13 protein-coding genes are annotated in these 17,637 nt (G+C 42.8%); 5 read left to right on the top strand and 8 right to left on the bottom strand.

The genetic code is table 11. The features are described 5' to 3' along the window. The 5 genes from Q0Q74_RS12815 to Q0Q74_RS12795 form a co-directional block, all read right to left on the bottom strand. A partial coding sequence (locus tag Q0Q74_RS12815; RefSeq protein ID WP_294431449.1) for a glycoside hydrolase family 2 TIM barrel-domain containing protein occupies positions 1–1,000 on the bottom strand: 1,000 nt, incomplete at its 3' end. Between the two features lie 30 nt (positions 1,001–1,030). Beyond that, positions 1,031–1,804 carry a sugar-binding protein gene (locus tag Q0Q74_RS12810; protein ID WP_294431447.1) on the bottom strand — a complete coding sequence of 258 codons (774 nt, stop codon included), beginning with the start codon at positions 1,802–1,804 and terminating at the stop codon, positions 1,031–1,033. Positions 1,805–1,834: 30 nt separating this feature from the next. Further along, positions 1,835–3,487: an extracellular solute-binding protein gene (locus tag Q0Q74_RS12805; RefSeq protein WP_294431445.1), complete on the bottom strand. Its 1,653-nt coding sequence runs from the start codon at positions 3,485–3,487 to the stop codon at positions 1,835–1,837. A 130-nt stretch (positions 3,488–3,617) separates the two neighbouring features. Then, complete coding sequence (locus tag Q0Q74_RS12800; RefSeq protein ID WP_294431444.1) at positions 3,618–4,496, bottom strand: carbohydrate ABC transporter permease; 879 nt, start codon at positions 4,494–4,496, stop codon at positions 3,618–3,620. A gap of 11 nt (positions 4,497–4,507) precedes the next feature. Next, positions 4,508–5,485 (bottom strand): sugar ABC transporter permease, encoded by a 978-nt coding sequence (locus Q0Q74_RS12795; protein ID WP_294431443.1) that lies wholly within the window; start codon positions 5,483–5,485, stop codon positions 4,508–4,510. A 169-nt stretch (positions 5,486–5,654) separates the two neighbouring features. Here Q0Q74_RS12795 and Q0Q74_RS12790 point away from each other — a divergent pair, with 169 nt between their 5' ends. Continuing rightward, a complete protein-coding gene (locus Q0Q74_RS12790; protein WP_294431441.1) occupies positions 5,655–9,029 on the top strand; it encodes a hypothetical protein in 3,375 nt (1,124 codons plus the stop codon). 43 nt (positions 9,030–9,072) lie between these two features. Here Q0Q74_RS12790 and Q0Q74_RS12785 read toward each other — a convergent pair whose 3' ends face one another. Both Q0Q74_RS12785 and Q0Q74_RS12780 read right to left on the bottom strand, forming a co-directional pair. After that, a complete protein-coding gene (locus tag Q0Q74_RS12785; protein WP_294431438.1) occupies positions 9,073–10,509 on the bottom strand; it encodes a response regulator in 1,437 nt (478 codons plus the stop codon). Continuing rightward, complete coding sequence (locus Q0Q74_RS12780) at positions 10,506–12,272, bottom strand: sensor histidine kinase (RefSeq protein ID WP_294431436.1); 1,767 nt, start codon at positions 12,270–12,272, stop codon at positions 10,506–10,508. The genes Q0Q74_RS12785 and Q0Q74_RS12780 overlap by 4 nt, the downstream gene beginning before the upstream one ends. A gap of 163 nt (positions 12,273–12,435) precedes the next feature. Here Q0Q74_RS12780 and Q0Q74_RS12775 point away from each other — a divergent pair, with 163 nt between their 5' ends. After that, positions 12,436–15,225 (top strand): glycoside hydrolase family 3 N-terminal domain-containing protein, encoded by a 2,790-nt coding sequence (locus tag Q0Q74_RS12775; RefSeq protein ID WP_294431434.1) that lies wholly within the window; start codon positions 12,436–12,438, stop codon positions 15,223–15,225. On the opposite strand, the gene Q0Q74_RS12770 is transcribed toward Q0Q74_RS12775, so the two are convergent. Beyond that, on the bottom strand, positions 15,200–15,985 hold the full coding sequence (locus Q0Q74_RS12770; RefSeq protein WP_294431432.1) for a YafY family protein: 786 nt from the start codon (positions 15,983–15,985) through the stop codon (positions 15,200–15,202). The two genes, Q0Q74_RS12775 and Q0Q74_RS12770, sit on opposite strands and share 26 nt — an antisense overlap. A 147-nt stretch (positions 15,986–16,132) precedes the next feature. Between Q0Q74_RS12770 and Q0Q74_RS12765 the strand changes: the two genes are divergently transcribed. The 3 genes from Q0Q74_RS12765 to Q0Q74_RS12755 all read left to right on the top strand — a co-directional run. Beyond that, positions 16,133–16,612, top strand: a complete 480-nt coding sequence (locus Q0Q74_RS12765; protein WP_294431429.1) for a hypothetical protein — start codon at positions 16,133–16,135, stop codon at positions 16,610–16,612. A gap of 75 nt (positions 16,613–16,687) precedes the next feature. Then, positions 16,688–17,005: a hypothetical protein gene (locus tag Q0Q74_RS12760; protein ID WP_294431427.1), complete on the top strand. Its 318-nt coding sequence runs from the start codon at positions 16,688–16,690 to the stop codon at positions 17,003–17,005. 138 nt (positions 17,006–17,143) lie between these two features. Then, positions 17,144–17,637, top strand: a 494-nt coding sequence (locus Q0Q74_RS12755) for a hypothetical protein (RefSeq protein WP_294431425.1), incomplete at its 3' end; no start/stop codon positions are given.

Here is a 17,637-nt window from a genome sequence, read left to right as displayed (position 1 = left end):
CATCAAGATTTTTGTTCTGGTAGCGTTTCCACCATTCGTCCATCCATTCAAACACGAATCCGCCGATGATGTTCTGGCTTTTACCCTTTCCGTATGCCTGCTGATAGATTTCTTCCCACTGACTTTTGAGATAATTCATCTGAGCGAGCTGGTCTTCCTGGCCGAGCAGGTCATTGAAGGCGTCGGCACCGCTCTCTGTGAGCATGACCGGTTTGTCCAGCGTGTCAGCGATATTTTCATAGAAGCTGTCGTAGAATTTGTATCCTCGGTATGCGTTTACGCCAAGAATATCAAGTGAAGGACAGAGCTTGTGAATCAAATCAAGGTACTGAGTGTCGCCGTTTACGATTCCGACCGGGCGTTCCGGGTCAATTTCCTTACAGGCAGCCATTGCTTTTTCGAGCAAGTCATAAAGATAACCGGCTTTTACAACATTCTGCTCACCGACAGGAAGATTTTCGATTTCATTTGATGACCAGACAAGACCGTAGTTGCTTTCATTTCCGAACATGTACATCAAAACGCCTTTTACGCCCTTGTAGCTTTCAGCTGTCTTTTTTGCCTGTTCAATCAAAACTTCGCGGGTGTATTCGTCTGAATAGTCTGTCTGCGGCCACCATGTGCCCCGGACGCTCACACCGTAACGGCCGAGCAAATCATTAATCATCGTGTAGATTCCGTATTTGGTGTAGATGTATTCAACCCACTTCGGCGGAATCGTTGAGAAACAGCGGATTACATTCACGCCCATTGCTTTCAAAAGCGGCATATCGGTATCAATCATGCGGCGGATAAATGCGTCATCATGACTGAACAAATCGTAGTTGTAAGTTTCGCCAATCGGGGTGTAAGACCATACAACTCCCTTTACTTCGACCGGCTTTGTTCCGTCAAAGAGACGCCAGCCTTTCGCATCTTTCTGTACGGTTATTTTTTCTGCAGCTGCTCCAAGCAGGAATACACATGCGAGCGAGAGCACAGCAAGAAATCTTTTTTTCATAGTTCTTTTTTCTCCTTTACTTTTTTAATCTTACTCAGGAAGTGAAATTACCTTTGCGTTACCCCATGAAGCAGGATCCGCATAAGTGTTGTCATTCGGGCTGTTCCAGTGCAAAAGTCCTGTTCTTTCTTTTCCCCCGTCGGCATCATTTACCTGATAGTCAACGCGGAGATTCTGGTTGTTTTTGAATGCTTTGTTTGAAAGCAGTGAAAGCGGGAATTTTGCCTCAACCTGATAGCCTTTTTCGCCGTAAACAAATGCTGCCTGAATGTCGTCACTTTGAACTTCAATGTCATTGATTCCGATTGAAACGGCATTTTTGTCAGTCTTGCTTCGTGAAACGATTCTTACGCGGACATCGCTTTCCTTGAAAGAATTGTGCTTTGAGGTGTCAGTGCCAAAGAAGAACTCAATTCCGTCTCCTCGCCATGCCTGTGGAATTTCATAAGCATTAACTGTGGCATCATCATCAGTAACATCAGCATAGATATAAAGATTTTCGCCATCGCTTCGGGCAACAAAGAATCCGTCGGCATTTTTCGGGTCAAAAAGTCCGCCGTAAACCTGCTCATGTGTGTGGACTCCTTCAAGCCCCGCCCATTCATCAAAATTGCCATCAACACGCACGAAATTTGATGTCGAAAAATACACTTTCGAAAGGCTTTCCTTTTCACCAGCGGCAACGCCCTCAACCTTTGGCGGAATATACGGAGCTGCGACTGTTTTCTTTGCATTAACGGTAAGGCAAGAGGGCAGCAGGAACAGCGTACAAATCCCTGCCGCAAGCGCAATTTCTCTTTTCATAATCATCTCCTTTTTTAATTCTTTTTTGATTTATTTTGCAAGTTTCGCCTTATTTTTGTTCATGATTTCCGTCTGAATCTTCTGGACTCTTGCATATCCCTTGTCCTTTTTGAACTGATTGTAATCTGCAAGAATCGTGTTGAATTCTGATTCTGTTTTTGCACGGATGAGATTTGAAAGGACTTTGCCCCATCGCCTCTGAATTTCCTGATAAATCAAATCCTCGTCTGAACCGACCGCAAGCGTAAGTCCGTCATACACCGCATAAGAAGTAACATACGGTCTTGTCCAGAGCTGCGGCTGCTCAAGGGAAGGCGCATACTCAACGCCCCACTGAGCCTGCCATGCCGTATCCATGAGCATCCAGTAAGTGTAAAGGACACCGACTTCTGTTTCCTGCTTGTTTTTGTCCGAAGAATCGAGTGCCTTGATTTCAGGAGTGAGGGTCGGAATTCCATCAACGATTGTGTAAGTTTCATCCGGGATTCCGAAATTTGTGTCCATCTGGCCTTCTTCACTGATGAGGTAAGTGAGGAACTGAATCGCACGAGCCTTATCCTTACATTTTTTGCTGATGAGAGTGACCGTCCAGCCCGCGATGCTTCCGCCTGCAAGCTTAGGCTCGTCTCCGTGGCTGTTTTTCGGGCCGTCAACGGCAATGTAAATGCTGTCCGGGTCGCGGGCATAAAGTGCATTCTGCGGTGCCTGCATGTCCCAGTTCATGTAAAGCATACAGAAATAGCGTCCCTGGGCAGCTTTTTCTTCTATTTGACTGCGCTTGTCAACGAAAATATCTGTCGGAATGAGTCCTTCTTCGTGAGCCTGACGGAGCATTTTGAGCCATCGAACATATTCAGGATTTTCTGTAAGGCCGAGCGCCGCATCTTCGAATTTGCCGTCTTTTTCAGGGCTGATTGCAAGGAAGTGCTCAAGAACGCCCTGAAGCTGGCTGTTTCCGACATCAGTAAATTCAGCGGTTCCAAAAGGAATCAAAGGAAGTCCGTTTGCGACCGGGAACTTTTTCTTTGCGGCCCGCAATGCGTCAAGAAATCCTTCGGGAGTCGTCATATCCGGTCTTCCAAGTGCCTCGTAAATGTCTTTTCGGACAAGGAAGGTCTCGTTGGAAGTGAGCTTTCCCTTGTAAGTTTCATAGTCAGCCGGAGTAAAGCTTGCGTTCGGATAGCCGTAAACATGGCCGTCGTCCTGACGGTACCAGCCGAGCTTGTCATGATTCGCAATCTTGAAAAAATATGGGTCATATTCTTTTGCAAGCTCATCAAGCGGGTAAACCAAATCAGAATCAATCATCATCGGAACCTGGCCTTCATACCAGCCGAGCGTAATCAAATCGGGGAGCGCATCACCTGCAATCATCGTGTTGAGTTTTTCGGCTTCGTTTCCGGCAGGAACGATGAAATTCACATTTACGCCGGTTTTTTTAGTGATGTATTTGCTGACTTTTGAATCGCCCCAATGTCGTGCAAACCATGAGAAATTTATATACCAGTCGAAGGTAATCGGTTTGTCAGCATTCAGCTTCCATCCAGGCTCATTTTCGCTGCCCGAAAGAGTTCCTGTCTTTCCGCTCTTTTCGTTGCAGGAAAGAAGCGCGAACGAGGCAAGGGATGCCATGCACAGGCCGGCTGCAAACGCAAATCGTTTCATTTTTTTCATTTTTTTCATATTTTTCTCCTTTAAAAACTCCGCGTTAGCGGCGTTGCACGGAAGCAACGGATTCGCAAGTTTTTGCCAACGGTAAAAACTTGGCCGTGATAAAAATTACACGGATGTAATTTTTATCATGCCTCCTTTTTTAACCTTTGATAGAACCAATCAACATTCCCTTTACAAAGTATTTTTGCAGGAACGGATAGACGCACACGATTGGGAGTGTGGTTACAACCATTGTAGCAAGACGAACGCTCTGTGAGCTGACCTGCTGTGCCGAAATTCCCGCCGGAAGACTGACGACTGCCTTTGACGCACTCGCGCTGGCAACAATCCTGTACAGGAAGGTCTGAATCGGCTGAAGGTCTGAATCGTTTATGTACATTACGCCTGTAAAATAATCGTTCCACTGCCATACACCGTTGAACAGTGCAATCGTGGCGACCACAGGCATTGACAGCGGAAGGATTATCCTGAAGAAAATCATCATATCATTCGCACCGTCAAGCTTTGCCGATTCTTCAAGGCTGACCGGAAGTTCCCGGAAAAACGCCATGAAGATAATCATATTATAGAAGTTAAACAAGCTCGGAATAATGTAAACAAGAAAATTATCATAGAGCCCGATGTTTTTGTAAAGGATGAAGGTCGGAATCAAGCCGCCACCAAAGAACATCGTAATCGTTCCGATAATCATGTAAATCTTGTTTCCAAGAAGATGCTTTTTTGAGAAAGCATAGGCAACCATCGAAGTAAAGATTACGCTTGATACAGTTCCGACCAGCGTCCTCATGATTGTGATTCCGAATGCCTTTACAATCGATTTGTCCTGAAAGACCGTTTTGTAGCTTTCGAGAGTGAAGACCCGTGGCAGAAAGTAAAGGCCGCCGCGAAGAGTGTCCTCGGAATTGTTGAACGACACGATAATCGTATACCAGATTGGATAGAGTGAAGCAAAGCAAATCAGAAGCATAATGGTCGTAATAATCATGTTGCTCATTGCCCGGTTGTGTGCCCTAATCATTTTTACGCCTCCTAGAATAATGATGTTCCGTTCACCTTTTTAGTGAACTTGTTTGCAAGGAACAAGAGAATGAATGCCACGACTGACTTGAACAGGCCGATTGCAGTCGCATAAGAATAGCGCATGCTTCTCATAGCCGTGCTGTAGGTGTAGATGTCGATTACATTTGAACGCTCTGAGTTGAGTGGGTTCCATAAAACGAAAATCTGGTCAAAATTCGAGTTAAGAAGACCGCCGACCGCCAGAATGAACATGATGATTACGGTTCCCTTGATTGAAGGGAGCGTGATTGAAAAAATCTGTCTGAGGCGGCTTGCACCGTCAATTTCGGCAGCTTCGTACATCTGCTGGTCAATACCGCTGATTGCGGCAAGATAGATGATTGCCGACCAACCAAGTTCTTTCCATAAATCTGAAAAAACGACGATGAACCAGAAATATTTCGGTTCGGCAAGATATGAAATCGGTTTTTCGAGGACTCCAATCCTCATTAGAACCTGATTGAACAAGCCGTTGTCGTCCATCCATGTGGTCAAAATTCCGCCGAGAACGACCCATGAAAGGAAGTGCGGCAAATAAGAAATCGTCTGAACATATTTCTTCAATCGCGGATTCTGCACTTCATTGAGCAGGATTGCAAACGCAATCGGTATTGGAAAACAGATGCAGAGCTTCAGCAGACTGATTCCAAGCGTGTTCACCATGATGTTCACAAATTCCTCATCCTTGAAGAAATTGATGAAATGCTGGAAACCGCCGTTCGCAGCCCATGCCGATTTTAAAAAGGCCAGGCTGAATAATGGAGTCGTAATGCGGTAATTCTTTTTGAATGCCGTAAGGAGACCGTACATAGGTGCGTAGTTGAACACCAGCATCCAGATGAGTCCCATCCATGCCATCAGCTGAAGCCATTTCTCTTCTTTGAGTCTTTGCCAGATAGTTTTTTTCTTCAAAGTGCCCTCTAAAGGGCTTGCAATCGTTTTTTCCATAACTGTTTTTCCTCAGTTTCGAGTATAGGGCATGCCAATTGGGTTTGCTAGGAAGTGTGTTTTCAGAAAGGTATCAATCTTTCGGTTTTGCTGATTATTAAAATTGACAGTTACAAAAGCATCCTTTATTGTGCAAATATCAAAACATTTGCTTAAAAGAGGCGGAAAAATGAAAAAAACTGTAAATGGAACATTCACACAGCTTGACGGCGAGACTTTCTATAAAATCGAAAATTATGACTGCATGGAAGACTTTTTCATGACCATAACAAGTTCTTCTGATATATGGAATTTCTGCTGGTCACAGGGTGGCATCACTGCAGGAAGAATCAACTGTGATTACGCGATTTTCCCTTATTACACGGCAGACAAGGTTTCGGACGCAAAATCAACGACAGGCCACTACGCCGCAATCGCAATAAAAGAAGACGGAAAGCCCGTCGAATTCTGGGAGCCATTTTCTGCCCTGATGTGCAGCAACGGCGCACGGTTCAAAAAAGACGAAAACATCACGCGGAACATCTACAAGAACGCAAACGGAACGAAAGTCTGGTTTGAGGAAATAAATCACGCGCTCCGCCTTTCATTCAGATACGGATGGTCGTCTTCTGCCAAATTCGGTCTTGTTCGGATGGCAAAAATCGAAAATCTGGGCGATAAAACTCGAAAACTTACAGTCCTTGACGGATGCAGAAACATTTTGCCCGCATTGACGAATGCCGGGTTCCAGAACTCGAATTCCGTTCTTCTTGACGCGTATAAAAAGACTGACCTCGACGAAAAGGCAAATCTCGCAATTTTTGCAGTCTCTTCAGTCGTTACGGACAAGGCTGAGCCCAGCGAAGGTCTTCTTGCAAATGTAAGCTGGTTCAGCACAACGGACAGTGTTTTTTTACGGGGCGACACGCCGCAGCAGTTCTTTGAGGCAGATGGAGATTCATCGAAACTCCGTGCGGATTTAGTCATCAAGGGAGAAAGGCCTTCGTGCTTTATTGCAAGAAATATTTGCCTTGAAGGCGGAAAATCTGACAGCTGGGAGCAGGTTTTTGACACTTCACTCACGCAAAGCCAAATCGCTGCTCTCGAAAAGCAGATTGCCGACAGAATCAAAGCAAGAAGTGCCCTGATTGACGACATCGAAGCGGGCGAAAAGCTTATGACTCAGTATTTAAAAGAAGCGGACGGAATTCAGGAAAGCGCCGACACGATGACGGCCGTTCATCACCGGGCAAATGTAATGTTCAACATCATGCGCGGAGGATTTTTCGCTGATAACGGAAGAATCAATGCACCAGATTTGCTTGCCTTTATCAAAAGCCGGAATGCCGCAAAATACGGAAAGGCAAAAGAAGTGCTCGGTGAATTAGCCGGAAAGTGTTCTCTTGAAAAATCAGCAGTAATGGAAAAAATCAATGCGGCAAATGATGCCCAGCTTACAAGGCTCGCCCTCGAATACATGCCGGTCATTTTCAGCCGAAGACATGGTGATCCGAGCCGACCGTGGAACCGCTTCAATATCCGCCTCGTTGACTCAAATAAAAATCCGATTCTCAATTATGAAGGCAACTGGCGCGACATCTTTCAGAACTGGGAAGCCCTTGCAATGAGCTATCCTTCTTATCTTCCTAATATGACGGCAAAATTCCTTAACGCAATGAGCGCGGACGGCTTCAATCCGTACAGAATTTCACGCGCCGGAATTGACTGGGAATGCCCTGAACCTGACAATCCGTGGGCACAATACGGCTACTGGGGAGACCATCAGGTGATTTACCTTCAGAAATTCCTTGAACTGTGGAACAAGGCCGATTCAGAATCATTTTTCGCGAATTTGAACAGTCAAATCTACACGAGTTCCAATATTCCGTACCGCCTGAAAAGCTATGCTGAAATCCTCAAGGCACCACATTCTTCAATCCTCTTTGACAAGAAACTGAGCGACCTGCTGATTAAAAAAAGCGAGTCTTACGGAAGCGATGCAAAGCTCGTCATGAACGGCGAAGAACCGGCCCTTGTTTCATTCACTGCGAAGATTCTTCAAATTGTGATTGCAAAGGCGGCAAATCTCGTTCCGGGCGGCGGAATCTGGATGAACACACAGCGGCCTGAATGGAATGATGCGAACAACGCACTCGCTGGCTGGGGTCTTTCTGTGGTCACACTCTGCTATCTCCACAGAATGTTGCGATTCCTCGTTGAAATTTACTCAAAGGCAAGTCAAAAATCCTTTACGGTTCCAAAGGCGGTTGCTGACTGCTTTAACAACCTTTCAGCCCTCTACGAAAAAACTGATGTCAAAACTGCAATTACAGATGATGCGGCGCGAAAATCATTTACCGACGCGGCTGGAAAAATCTTTGAGACTGAACGCAATGAGCTTTACGCGAAAGGCTATTCTTCTGGAAACACGGAAATTGCGACTGAGCAGATTGTTTCTTCACTAAAATCAATACTCGCACTCGTAAAAGAAAGTATTCTCGCAAACAAAAGGGATGACGCTCTTTATCACACATACAACACGATGGTTGCGACAGAAAAAGAGATGAAAATTCACCGTCTTCAAGAAATGCTTGAAGGTCAGGTTGCAGTTCTTTCTTCTGGGCTGCTTGATTCTGATGAAACGCTTGAAGTCATTGATGCCCTTAGGAAGAGCGAATTGTTTGAAAAACGGCAGAATTCTTACATTCTTTATCCGAATCGGGAGCTCCCGCTGTTTATGGCAAAAAACAACATTTCAGAAGAGAAAATCGCTCCTTTGAGTGCGCTGATTGAGCGGACGGGAAATTCAATCCTCGAAAAAGATTGCAACGGAATCTATCACTTCAACTTTGAGTTCCAGAACGCAAGAATCATGGAAGCGAAAGTCAATTCTTTTGAGGAAGGAAAAAGGCCGACGCAAGAGGAACTTTCGGCACTTCTGGCACTTTACGAAGAAACCTTTGTCCATCAGAATTTCACCGGCAGAAGCGGAACTTTCTATGCTTATGAAGGATTGGGAAGCATTTATTGGCACATGGTTTCAAAACTCCTTCTTGCCGTTCAGGAGCACGCACTTGAAGCGTTCAAAAATGGTGATAAAAATGCAGGAAAATTGAAAAAAGCCTATTATGAAATCAGAAGCGGCCTTAGCTTCAACAAAACTCCTGAACTTTACGGGGCATTCCCGTCTGATCCGTACAGCCACACGCCGAGCGGAAAAGGCGCAAAACAGCCGGGCATGACAGGTCAGGTAAAAGAAGAGATTCTAACCCGATTCGGGGAGCTTGGAGCTGGCATTTCAGAGGGAAAGGCACACTTCGAGCCGCAAATCCTTGATAAGAAAGAATTCTTTGAAAAAGCTGATTCCAGAACGCTTTCTTTCACCTGGTGCGCAGTTCCAGTTACATACACGCTCTCTTCAACTCCATTTGTTGAAATCCATTTCGCCGACGGCACCAAAGCCACCCACCCCGGCACCGAACTGACCGCCCCCGAAACCAAACAACTTTTCTCGCGCACCGGAAAGATTACAGGCATTTCAGTGAATGTCTTGATTGATGAGTAGAAGGTAAAAAGTCGGGTTTTGCACACAAGACCCGGCTTTTTCACTAATTGTTATGTAGTTTCGCCCATTCACCTGCGCTCATGCCGTTCATTTCGCGGAAAGATTTCATGAAGTGCTTTACATCCTTAAAGCCGCATTTTTCCGCAACTTCGTAAACCTTGTAGGTTCCTTTTTCGAGAAGCAGTTTTGCCTGCTGCATACGGAATTTCTTTAAGTAATCGTTGAAATTCAATCCGACCTGCTCTTTGAATTTTTCGCTGAACCAGGTGTAATTCATGCTCACATAATTCGCGACCGTTGCCATTGTTATGTCTTCTTTGTAATGCTGGCTTATGTATGCGACGGCCTTTGTGATGTAGGGGTATTTCCCTTGCTGATTTTTCAACAGTTCCAGAAGATAAATTGAGTACGAAAGCACATAGGCCTTCCATTCATTGAGAGTGGCCGCCTGCATGATGTTTTCTATCATTAGACCTTTGATGTACAGATAGGTGTCTCCCGTGCTGAATTTCGGGTAGCGCTTAAACAGTCCGTTTATGATTTTGTTGTAGGCATAAAAAAGACATTCTGCATGATTTTCGCCTTCAATTGACTCAAAATCAAGGAATCTTTTTACTGATTTCCGCAATTCTTCTTCATTCAGCAGGTCTAGGCTCGATATTATCTTTTCGTATGCCGCATCAATTTCTGTAAAATCCGAAGAAGAATGATTATCTGAAAACCTGAAAACGCCTTTTTTCTCCGGCTCGAAAAATCCTTGCAAAAGGGCGCAGAATGACTCATGTTGAATTCGGCGCAAATCCGAAATGCTTGAGGAAAGTCTGCTGATTCCAAGCGAAGAATCTGAAAACTGTGGATTTGAAATCACGCGGTCAAGGGAATCTTTTGAGATAAGGAAGTCCATGAATCCGCGTTTTTGCTTGATTATGTAATGCGTAACGCCGTCAAGAAAATCAACATCGGAGCGGTTGCAAAGCGGTGAACACAGACTCACACAATACATGCCGTTTTTCGCAAATTCCGCTGTTTCCTGAGCCACATCCTCTGAAAAATGCCCCTCGCTTATAAGGGAACGAAGTTTTTCTTCATTGTGCTTTTGTGCATCGCGGCGAACTTCGCTCAGTGCCTTTTTTACGACTTTCAGAAGCTCATTTTCATCGACTGGTTTCAGAATATAAGACATCGCGCCATTTTCAATCGCGGCTTTTGCATAAGAAAAATCATCAAATCCTGAAAGAACTATGATTGCCGGTTTTTGCGGAAGTTCAGAAACGCTCTGCATTAAAGCCACGCCATCCATCACTGGCATACGGATATCTGTAATCATCACATCGGGAAGCTCAGATTTGCAGATTTCGAACGCTTCGGCACCGTTTTTCGCTTCCATGAAGATTACGCTTTTATCAAAAGAATCTGACAGGATTTTTGTAATGCCCGCACGAATCAACTTTTCATCATCAACTATCAGAATTTTTGTCATTGTCTTGTGTCTCCTTCAATCGGCAGTGGTACTCGAATCAGCGTTCCCTTGCCTGGCTCTGAATGTATTTCGAGTTTATAATCCGGGCCATAAAACATGGTCAGTCTCTGTTGAATGTTCTTGATTCCGATGCTGCCCGTGCTGTCCCGCTCATATTTTTCATCTGCAAGATAGCTTCGTATTTCATTGATTTTTGACTCGCTCATTCCCTTGCCAAAATCCTGCACGCACAGCCAGATTTTTTTGTTTTTTTCATCAATTTCGGTGTAGAGCCGAATTTCTGTTGTTTTTCCGAGCGGTTCAATTCCGTGAATGAAAGAATTTTCGACAAACGGCTGGATTATCATTTTTGGAATCTTGAGGTTTTGCTGTTCCTCAGGAATTTCGATATTCAGCCTGACTTCGTAATCGTTGCGGATATTTAAAATATAAACATAGGACTGAATGTATTCCATTTCCTTTTCGAGCGTGACTGTATGAATCCGCCAGCGCAGGCAGTAACGCATCATTTTTCCGAGCATCATTATACTTTGCGAGATGGCTTCGTTTCCGGCAAGAACGGCCTGCATGTGAATTGTTTCGAGCACATTGTAAAGGAAGTGCGCGTTTATCTGATTTTGCATTGCCTTCATTTCGGTGTCGGCTATCAGGTGCTGTTCGTTTTTAATCTGCTCAATTTGTGCCGAAAGCTGCTTAATCATGGAATTGAAGGTTTTTTGGGTTTCTTTTACTTCGTCCATTGCATCAACCGGAATCTGAACGGTCAAATCACCGTTACTGACCCGCCTCATTCCCTTCATTACTGAATAAATTCCACGGAACATTCGGTTTGCCGTATAGCGTACAAGCAGGAAGAAACCGGTGCTTACGATAATCATTACGAAGAGCGTGAAAAATCCCATCATGATGTTGTAATTGCGAATCATTGAAAAAGCGCAGGTGTGGGAAATCACGATTCCGAGTTCAGGAAGATAACGACAGGCGAATATTGTATCGTCACCGTTTACAGAAATGCGGACCATGCTGTCTGTGCCACTGCGAGCAATTTTCTTTGAAAGCTGGGCAATTTCCGCACTGGAAAGAAGTGTCTGATTTGTGCTGACACTGGTGCAATTTATCTGGGTGAGCGTGTTTGAATTCGGGTCAAAACTGAATACGAAATCATTCTGATACGGTGCCAGTGCGCGTTTTAAAAAAGGGAAAAAATCTTCCATGCGCATTGAAACCTGAACCCAGCCGACATTCCGCTTCCCATTAACAAGTTCCTGCGTAAAACAGGCCGAAGGGAGCATTTGTGCGTACATGAAGCCCAGGTATTTTGCCTCATAATTGAATTCCCATGGAGACAGTGCGGCAAGATTTTCACGGCTTGAATGCAATATGACAGGAAATCGCTCCGGAATAAAGTCGCTTGCCGTAAACACTCGGATTGCATACATTGACTGCTCGACCGAAAGGATTCTTTCAAGGGTCAGGCTTTCTTCTTTTATCGTTCTGATGACTTCTGTTTCTTCGCGATTTTCAGGCGATGTAATGAACAGCATCAATTCGCCGTTTGCACGAATCATTTTGTCGATAAGTTTTAAGGATTGAATGTTTTCATAGATTTTTTCTTCGTTCATGCGGACTTCAGTTGTACAGATGGCTTCAAGTCCTTTTATTGCTTGAATATAGCTCAGCGTAAGTGTTGCGCCGTACAGAAAGAGAAGGGGAGCAAATACGATTAATGAAAAAACAAGTACGACCTTGCGTGAAAAGTGCATTTTTTATTCTACCTTAGCGAAAGTCGGCTGTAAACCGAATAAAAGCCCCGGAAAAGAAAATTCCCCCTTAACCGAAAAATAACAACCTTAAAGACAGTGCACTATGTTCTGCGGCTGTGATACACTTTGTTAACTTTCAAGAAATTGCTTTGTGAGGAAAATTATGACATTTGCTGAAAAAATCCGTCAGAGTGCTGAAGAAGGTGCTGTTCTCTTAAAAAATGAAGATTCTGTATTGCCGTTAAGAAGTTCAGATTCTGTTGCCGTTTTCGGAAGGTGCCAGTTTGATTATTACAAAAGCGGAACAGGTTCAGGCGGTTCAGTTCATGTCAGCTATATGACAAACCTTACTGATTCATTAATTGAGCTTTCGAAGGAAGATGACCAGATTCCAGAAATTGATGTGAATCTTGCCGAAGAGTACAAAAAGTGGATTGCAAAGAATCCCTTTGATAATGGCGGCGGTGCATGGGCAGGAGAGCCGTGGACTCAGAAAGAAATGCCGCTTGATTCCGATTTGGTTGAAAAATCGGCGCGAAAATGCAATAAGGCCGTTTATGTAATCGGGCGTACCGCAGGTGAAGACAAAGACAATCTCGTGCAGAAAGGAAGCTGGTTTTTAACGGATGAAGAGCATGTCGCACTAGGAAAAATCTGTGCGTGCTTTGAAAATGTGTGCGTTGTGCTGAATGTTTCAAACATAATCGACATGGAGTGGATTGATGAGGCTTGCTTTAGGAATCACATTAAGTCGGTGCTTTTAGTTTGGCACGGTGGTCAGGAAGGCGGAATGGCTAGTGCACGGCTTTTATGCGGTAAGTCAAATCCATGCGGAAAACTTACTGACACGATTGCCCGCAGCATCGATTTTTACCCTTCAACAAAGACTTTCGGAAGCAAAGATAATGTTTATTATATAGAAGATATTTATGTCGGATACAGATATTTTTCTACTTTTGCCGAAGAGCAGGTTCGCTATCCGTTCGGATTCGGACTGAGTTATACGAGCTTTTCTGTCGAGGCAAAAAATGCTTCGTTTGAAAATCAAATTGTCACCCTCAAATTCAATGTTAAAAATACAGGAAAATGTGCGGGAAAGGAAGTCGTTCAGGCCTACATTGAAGCCCCTCAAGGAAAACTCAAAAAGCCTGCGAGAGTGCTTGCCGCTTTCAAAAAAACTACGCTTCTCGAATGTGGTGAAAGCGAGGAAATCACTCTTTCTTTTGATTTAACTGATTTCGCAAGTTACGATGATTCTGGCGTGACAGGAAACGAATTCTCTTATGTCCTTGAAGAAGGCTTGTATAGAATCTTTGCTGGCCGTGATGTTCAGAGTGCAGAACGAATCGAAATTGACGGAAATGAAGGAATTTTGCTCGATTCGACAGTGATTGTAAAAAAACTCTCGCAGGCAGCAGCCCCTGAGCTTCCTTTTGAAAGAATTCAGCCCAAAATTGAAGAAAATGGAAAATATTCCGTTTGTATGGAAAAAGTGCCGCTTTCAAAGGTAAATCTTGCTGAACGAATCGATTCATCGATTCCAGAAGAAATTCCGTTCACAGGTGACAGGGGAATCCGCTTTCAGGATGTGCTTTCCGGAAAATCAAAAATGAGGGATTTTATTGCCCAGATTGAGGATGAGCAGCTTTCCGCGATGGTTCGTGGTGAAGGCATGATGAGCCAGAAAGTGACCGTTGGAATTGCCGCCGCGTATGGAGGTATCACTCAGAAATTGCGTGATTTGGGCGTGCCGGCCGCAGGTTGTTCTGACGGTCCAAGTGGAATCAGAATCGACACAGGAAAAGAAACAAATCTTATGCCGTCCGGAACATTGCTTGCCTGCACATGGAATCCTGAGTTAGTTCAGGAATTGTATGAATTTGAGGGCAGGGAACTCGTAAAGTTTGAGATAGATTCACTTTTGGGTCCAGGAGTGAATATTCATCGAAACCCGCTCAACGGACGAAATTTTGAATATTATTCAGAAGATCCACTTCTTTCAGGAATCATTGCGACAGCCGTGCTCAAAGGACTCAACAAAGGCGGTTCAAGCGGAACGATAAAACATTTCGCGGCAAACAATCAGGAATTCTGCCGCCGTGACACAAATTCTGTGGTCAGCGAGCGGGCTTTGCGCGAAATCTACCTGAAGCCGTTTGAAATTGCGGTAAAGTCAGGCGAAGTCAAATCGGTGATGACAAGCTACAATGCGATAAACGGACATTGGGCGGCCAGCAATTACGATTTGGTCACAACAATTCTGCGCAAAGAATGGGGCTATGAAGGGCTAGTTATGACAGACTGGTGGGCTGGAATGAATGACTGCGTGCTGGGCGGAAATGCAAGCATAAAAAATACCGCCAGCATGATTCGCTCAGGAAACGATGTTTATATGGTCGTCGATAATGATTTTGCGGATAAAGGCGGTCACGGAGACAATATCGCAGAAAGCCTTAAAAACGGAAAATTGACCCGTGCGGAACTTCAGCAGGCGGCAAAACACATCCTTGATTTTATCAGCATTTCCCCGGTTGCAAAAAGACCACTGCGTCCGCTGAAAATATTCAAGAATTTTACGGCAAAACAGATTGAACGGCCAAAAAACTGTGTGGTAATCGAAGAAGGGGAGAAAATCCTTCCAGAAAAAACAGAATTCGTGTATCTTCATGCCGCACACGAAGCCATGTATAACATAAGCGGAACTTACAGCAAGAAAGGCGATGACCTTTCACAGTCAGTGACCAATATCATGATTGACGGAGAGCCAGCCGCCAGCCTTGAGTGCAGAAGCACAGGCGGAGCCGAAACGACCGTCAATGCTGCACAAGTCCATCTTTCACCGGGATACTATAAAATCGAACTGACACCAACAAAACCCGGAATCGAAACAAAAAGCCTCGTGATTTCATCGGAAGTAATTACCCCGGTTACGCTTGGTGTGTGCCAGATGTAAGAGGGGCAGGGCGTTCCCCGCTAACGCGGGGGCGGTTGTTCCGCACTTTTTCTTGGTTCAATTTTAAAAGGCGATTACTAAATTCAAAATCTGCAGACAATTCAAGTTCTTCATCTGTTACAACAGCATTCCGTATTCGGACTAAAGAAAAGATTCTTTCTGCGTTACGAACTTCATCAAAGCCGAAAAGATAACAAACACCGTCATCAAGAACAAGCTGATAAGGTCTTAATTTTCGCTGTTCCGTTTGTTTGCCCCATCGGTCAGTGTAATCAAATTGAAGAATATGATTTTTGTTAAGTGCGTCTTGAATAACATTCCAGATATCTTGATTTACTGTTGTTTCTACAGTAGGTGCAACTGTGATGCGATTAAGAAGTTCAGCATTTTTGCCGTTCATTGCAGAAGATGAGAGCAAATCCAGAACAGAACAGGCATCTTCATACATAGGTGTATTTTTGTAATGCGACAATAAAACCTTCGCAGAAAGTAAAACCCTAAGATCCTTTTCAGACAGATGATGCTGTAAAGACGGCTCAAAAGGCTCTGTATAATAGTAGCCTTTCTGCGAGTAATCATATTCAATCGGCGCATACATTCTATCACGCATATAATCCAAGTCACGGCTGATTGTTGCAATGCCTGATTTTAGTTCAAATGCAAGCAGCTTTGTGTTAGGATAACATCCGCTTTTGATTTTACGGTGAATGTATGAAATGCGTTCCAACATGCGGTATGTAATCTTTGTCTGTGTACTCATGGTTTTATTATAACATATAAGTTTATCATAATATGAGAGACTGAAGGTTCTATAATAAAGCATAGAAAACAAAGGAGGAAAGGTTGGCATTCAGGAAGCAAATTAAATCACATGCACTTAACCTTCTGTGTGCTATAATAAGCAGAAATGATTACAGAATACGGAAATTACATATCTGATAAATATGAAGATGGCATAATGAACTATGAACTCTTCAAGAATGAGAAAATTAAAATATTATGGATTCTCAGGGAAACACATGGCAGATTCAACCCTAATCCAGAAACAAAAAGCAAAGAATATGAAGAAGATCTAAAAAACATGGAAAATCGAGATATATTTGTTACTCAAATAAAACGAATTAGACCCGATGTAATAATTTGTGGAAATACATTAAATGATATAAAAACTTCTGAGATTAACTTCAGAAAAGGAACAGAAAAATCATTTTCAAATAGTATTATGGCAAATAATCATTATTTTTGCTTTAAAAATATTGTCTTCATAAATGCATACCATCCTTCAAAACCTACAAAAAAATATGTACCTACTATTGTTGCAGCATACCAGGATTGGATTAATAACAAAGATATAGAAAATTGGCCTGTTTTTGATTGGAATAAATAATTTTTCATACTCTCTCACTTACTGATAGACTATCTATTTTAGAATTATAACAAATCTACAGAAGTGAGGGAAAAAATGAACAAAGACTGGCTAAAAGAAAAACTTTATTTTCCTGAAAATGAAGTAAAACAACTTCTGCAAAATAATCAGCTTGATTGTGTTTTCGTTCATGAATTAGCACATTTCTTAAATCATAACAACAGGAATTCATTTTCACGTTATAAATTTGCCTCTTCTCGGCGCAGCAGTAAAGAAAGATTAATTGCAGAATTATTTCGTTCAAAAATGATTCCTGTGCCAGAAAAAAGAACAAATAATCGTGGACGAACATATGAGTTATTTGCAAGAGCGATTGAAGAATACTATGCAATAGTCACAGATAATAAAGAATGAATAAAAGAACGTGAAAATTTTGATTTTTACATAAATATTGAAACATATAAAAAAACTCTTTATCCAATAGTTCAGGAATATTTACTAACAAATTTTAGGAAAATGAAAAAATGATTACGTTTTCTAGGAGAAGCAAATATGAAAATAGATATTAGGTTCAATGAAAAAATGAATAAATCAAAATATTTTGTTACCAAGAAGAAACTAGACAAAAAGACTGAAACCTATGAAATCCGGACAGAAGATACAAAACAATTAGATTTCGTAATTATCTCTTATGCTTATTCAATTGAAAATGCCGATTGTATTAAAAATTTGGTAAATAATTATCGGGAAGAAAATAGATGCTTTATTATTGGAAATATTGATAATTATGAAGGACTGTTTATGAAAGATATGCTTTCCCGTAAAGAAATAAAAGAGTTTCATGAATTTGAAAAGATATTTGATTTAGCATGGCGTAATTCAAAAGAATGGCTGGATGTGGTGGAATTTATTTTAGCAATAAAAGAATCAAGAATTTGTAATGATAGCCTTGAAAAATGGTTTAAGAATAAAAAAGATATTTACTGTATTGATGGTGGTAAAACCTTAACATGTGGAGAAGAATTAATATATGAAATGAATAATTT

This window comes from uncultured Treponema sp. (assembly GCF_946187725.1).
Lineage (GTDB): Bacteria > Spirochaetota > Spirochaetia > Treponematales > Treponemataceae > Treponema_D.
The sequence above is the reverse complement of the archived record's forward strand: the minus strand, read 5'-3'. Positions and strand labels throughout refer to the sequence as shown.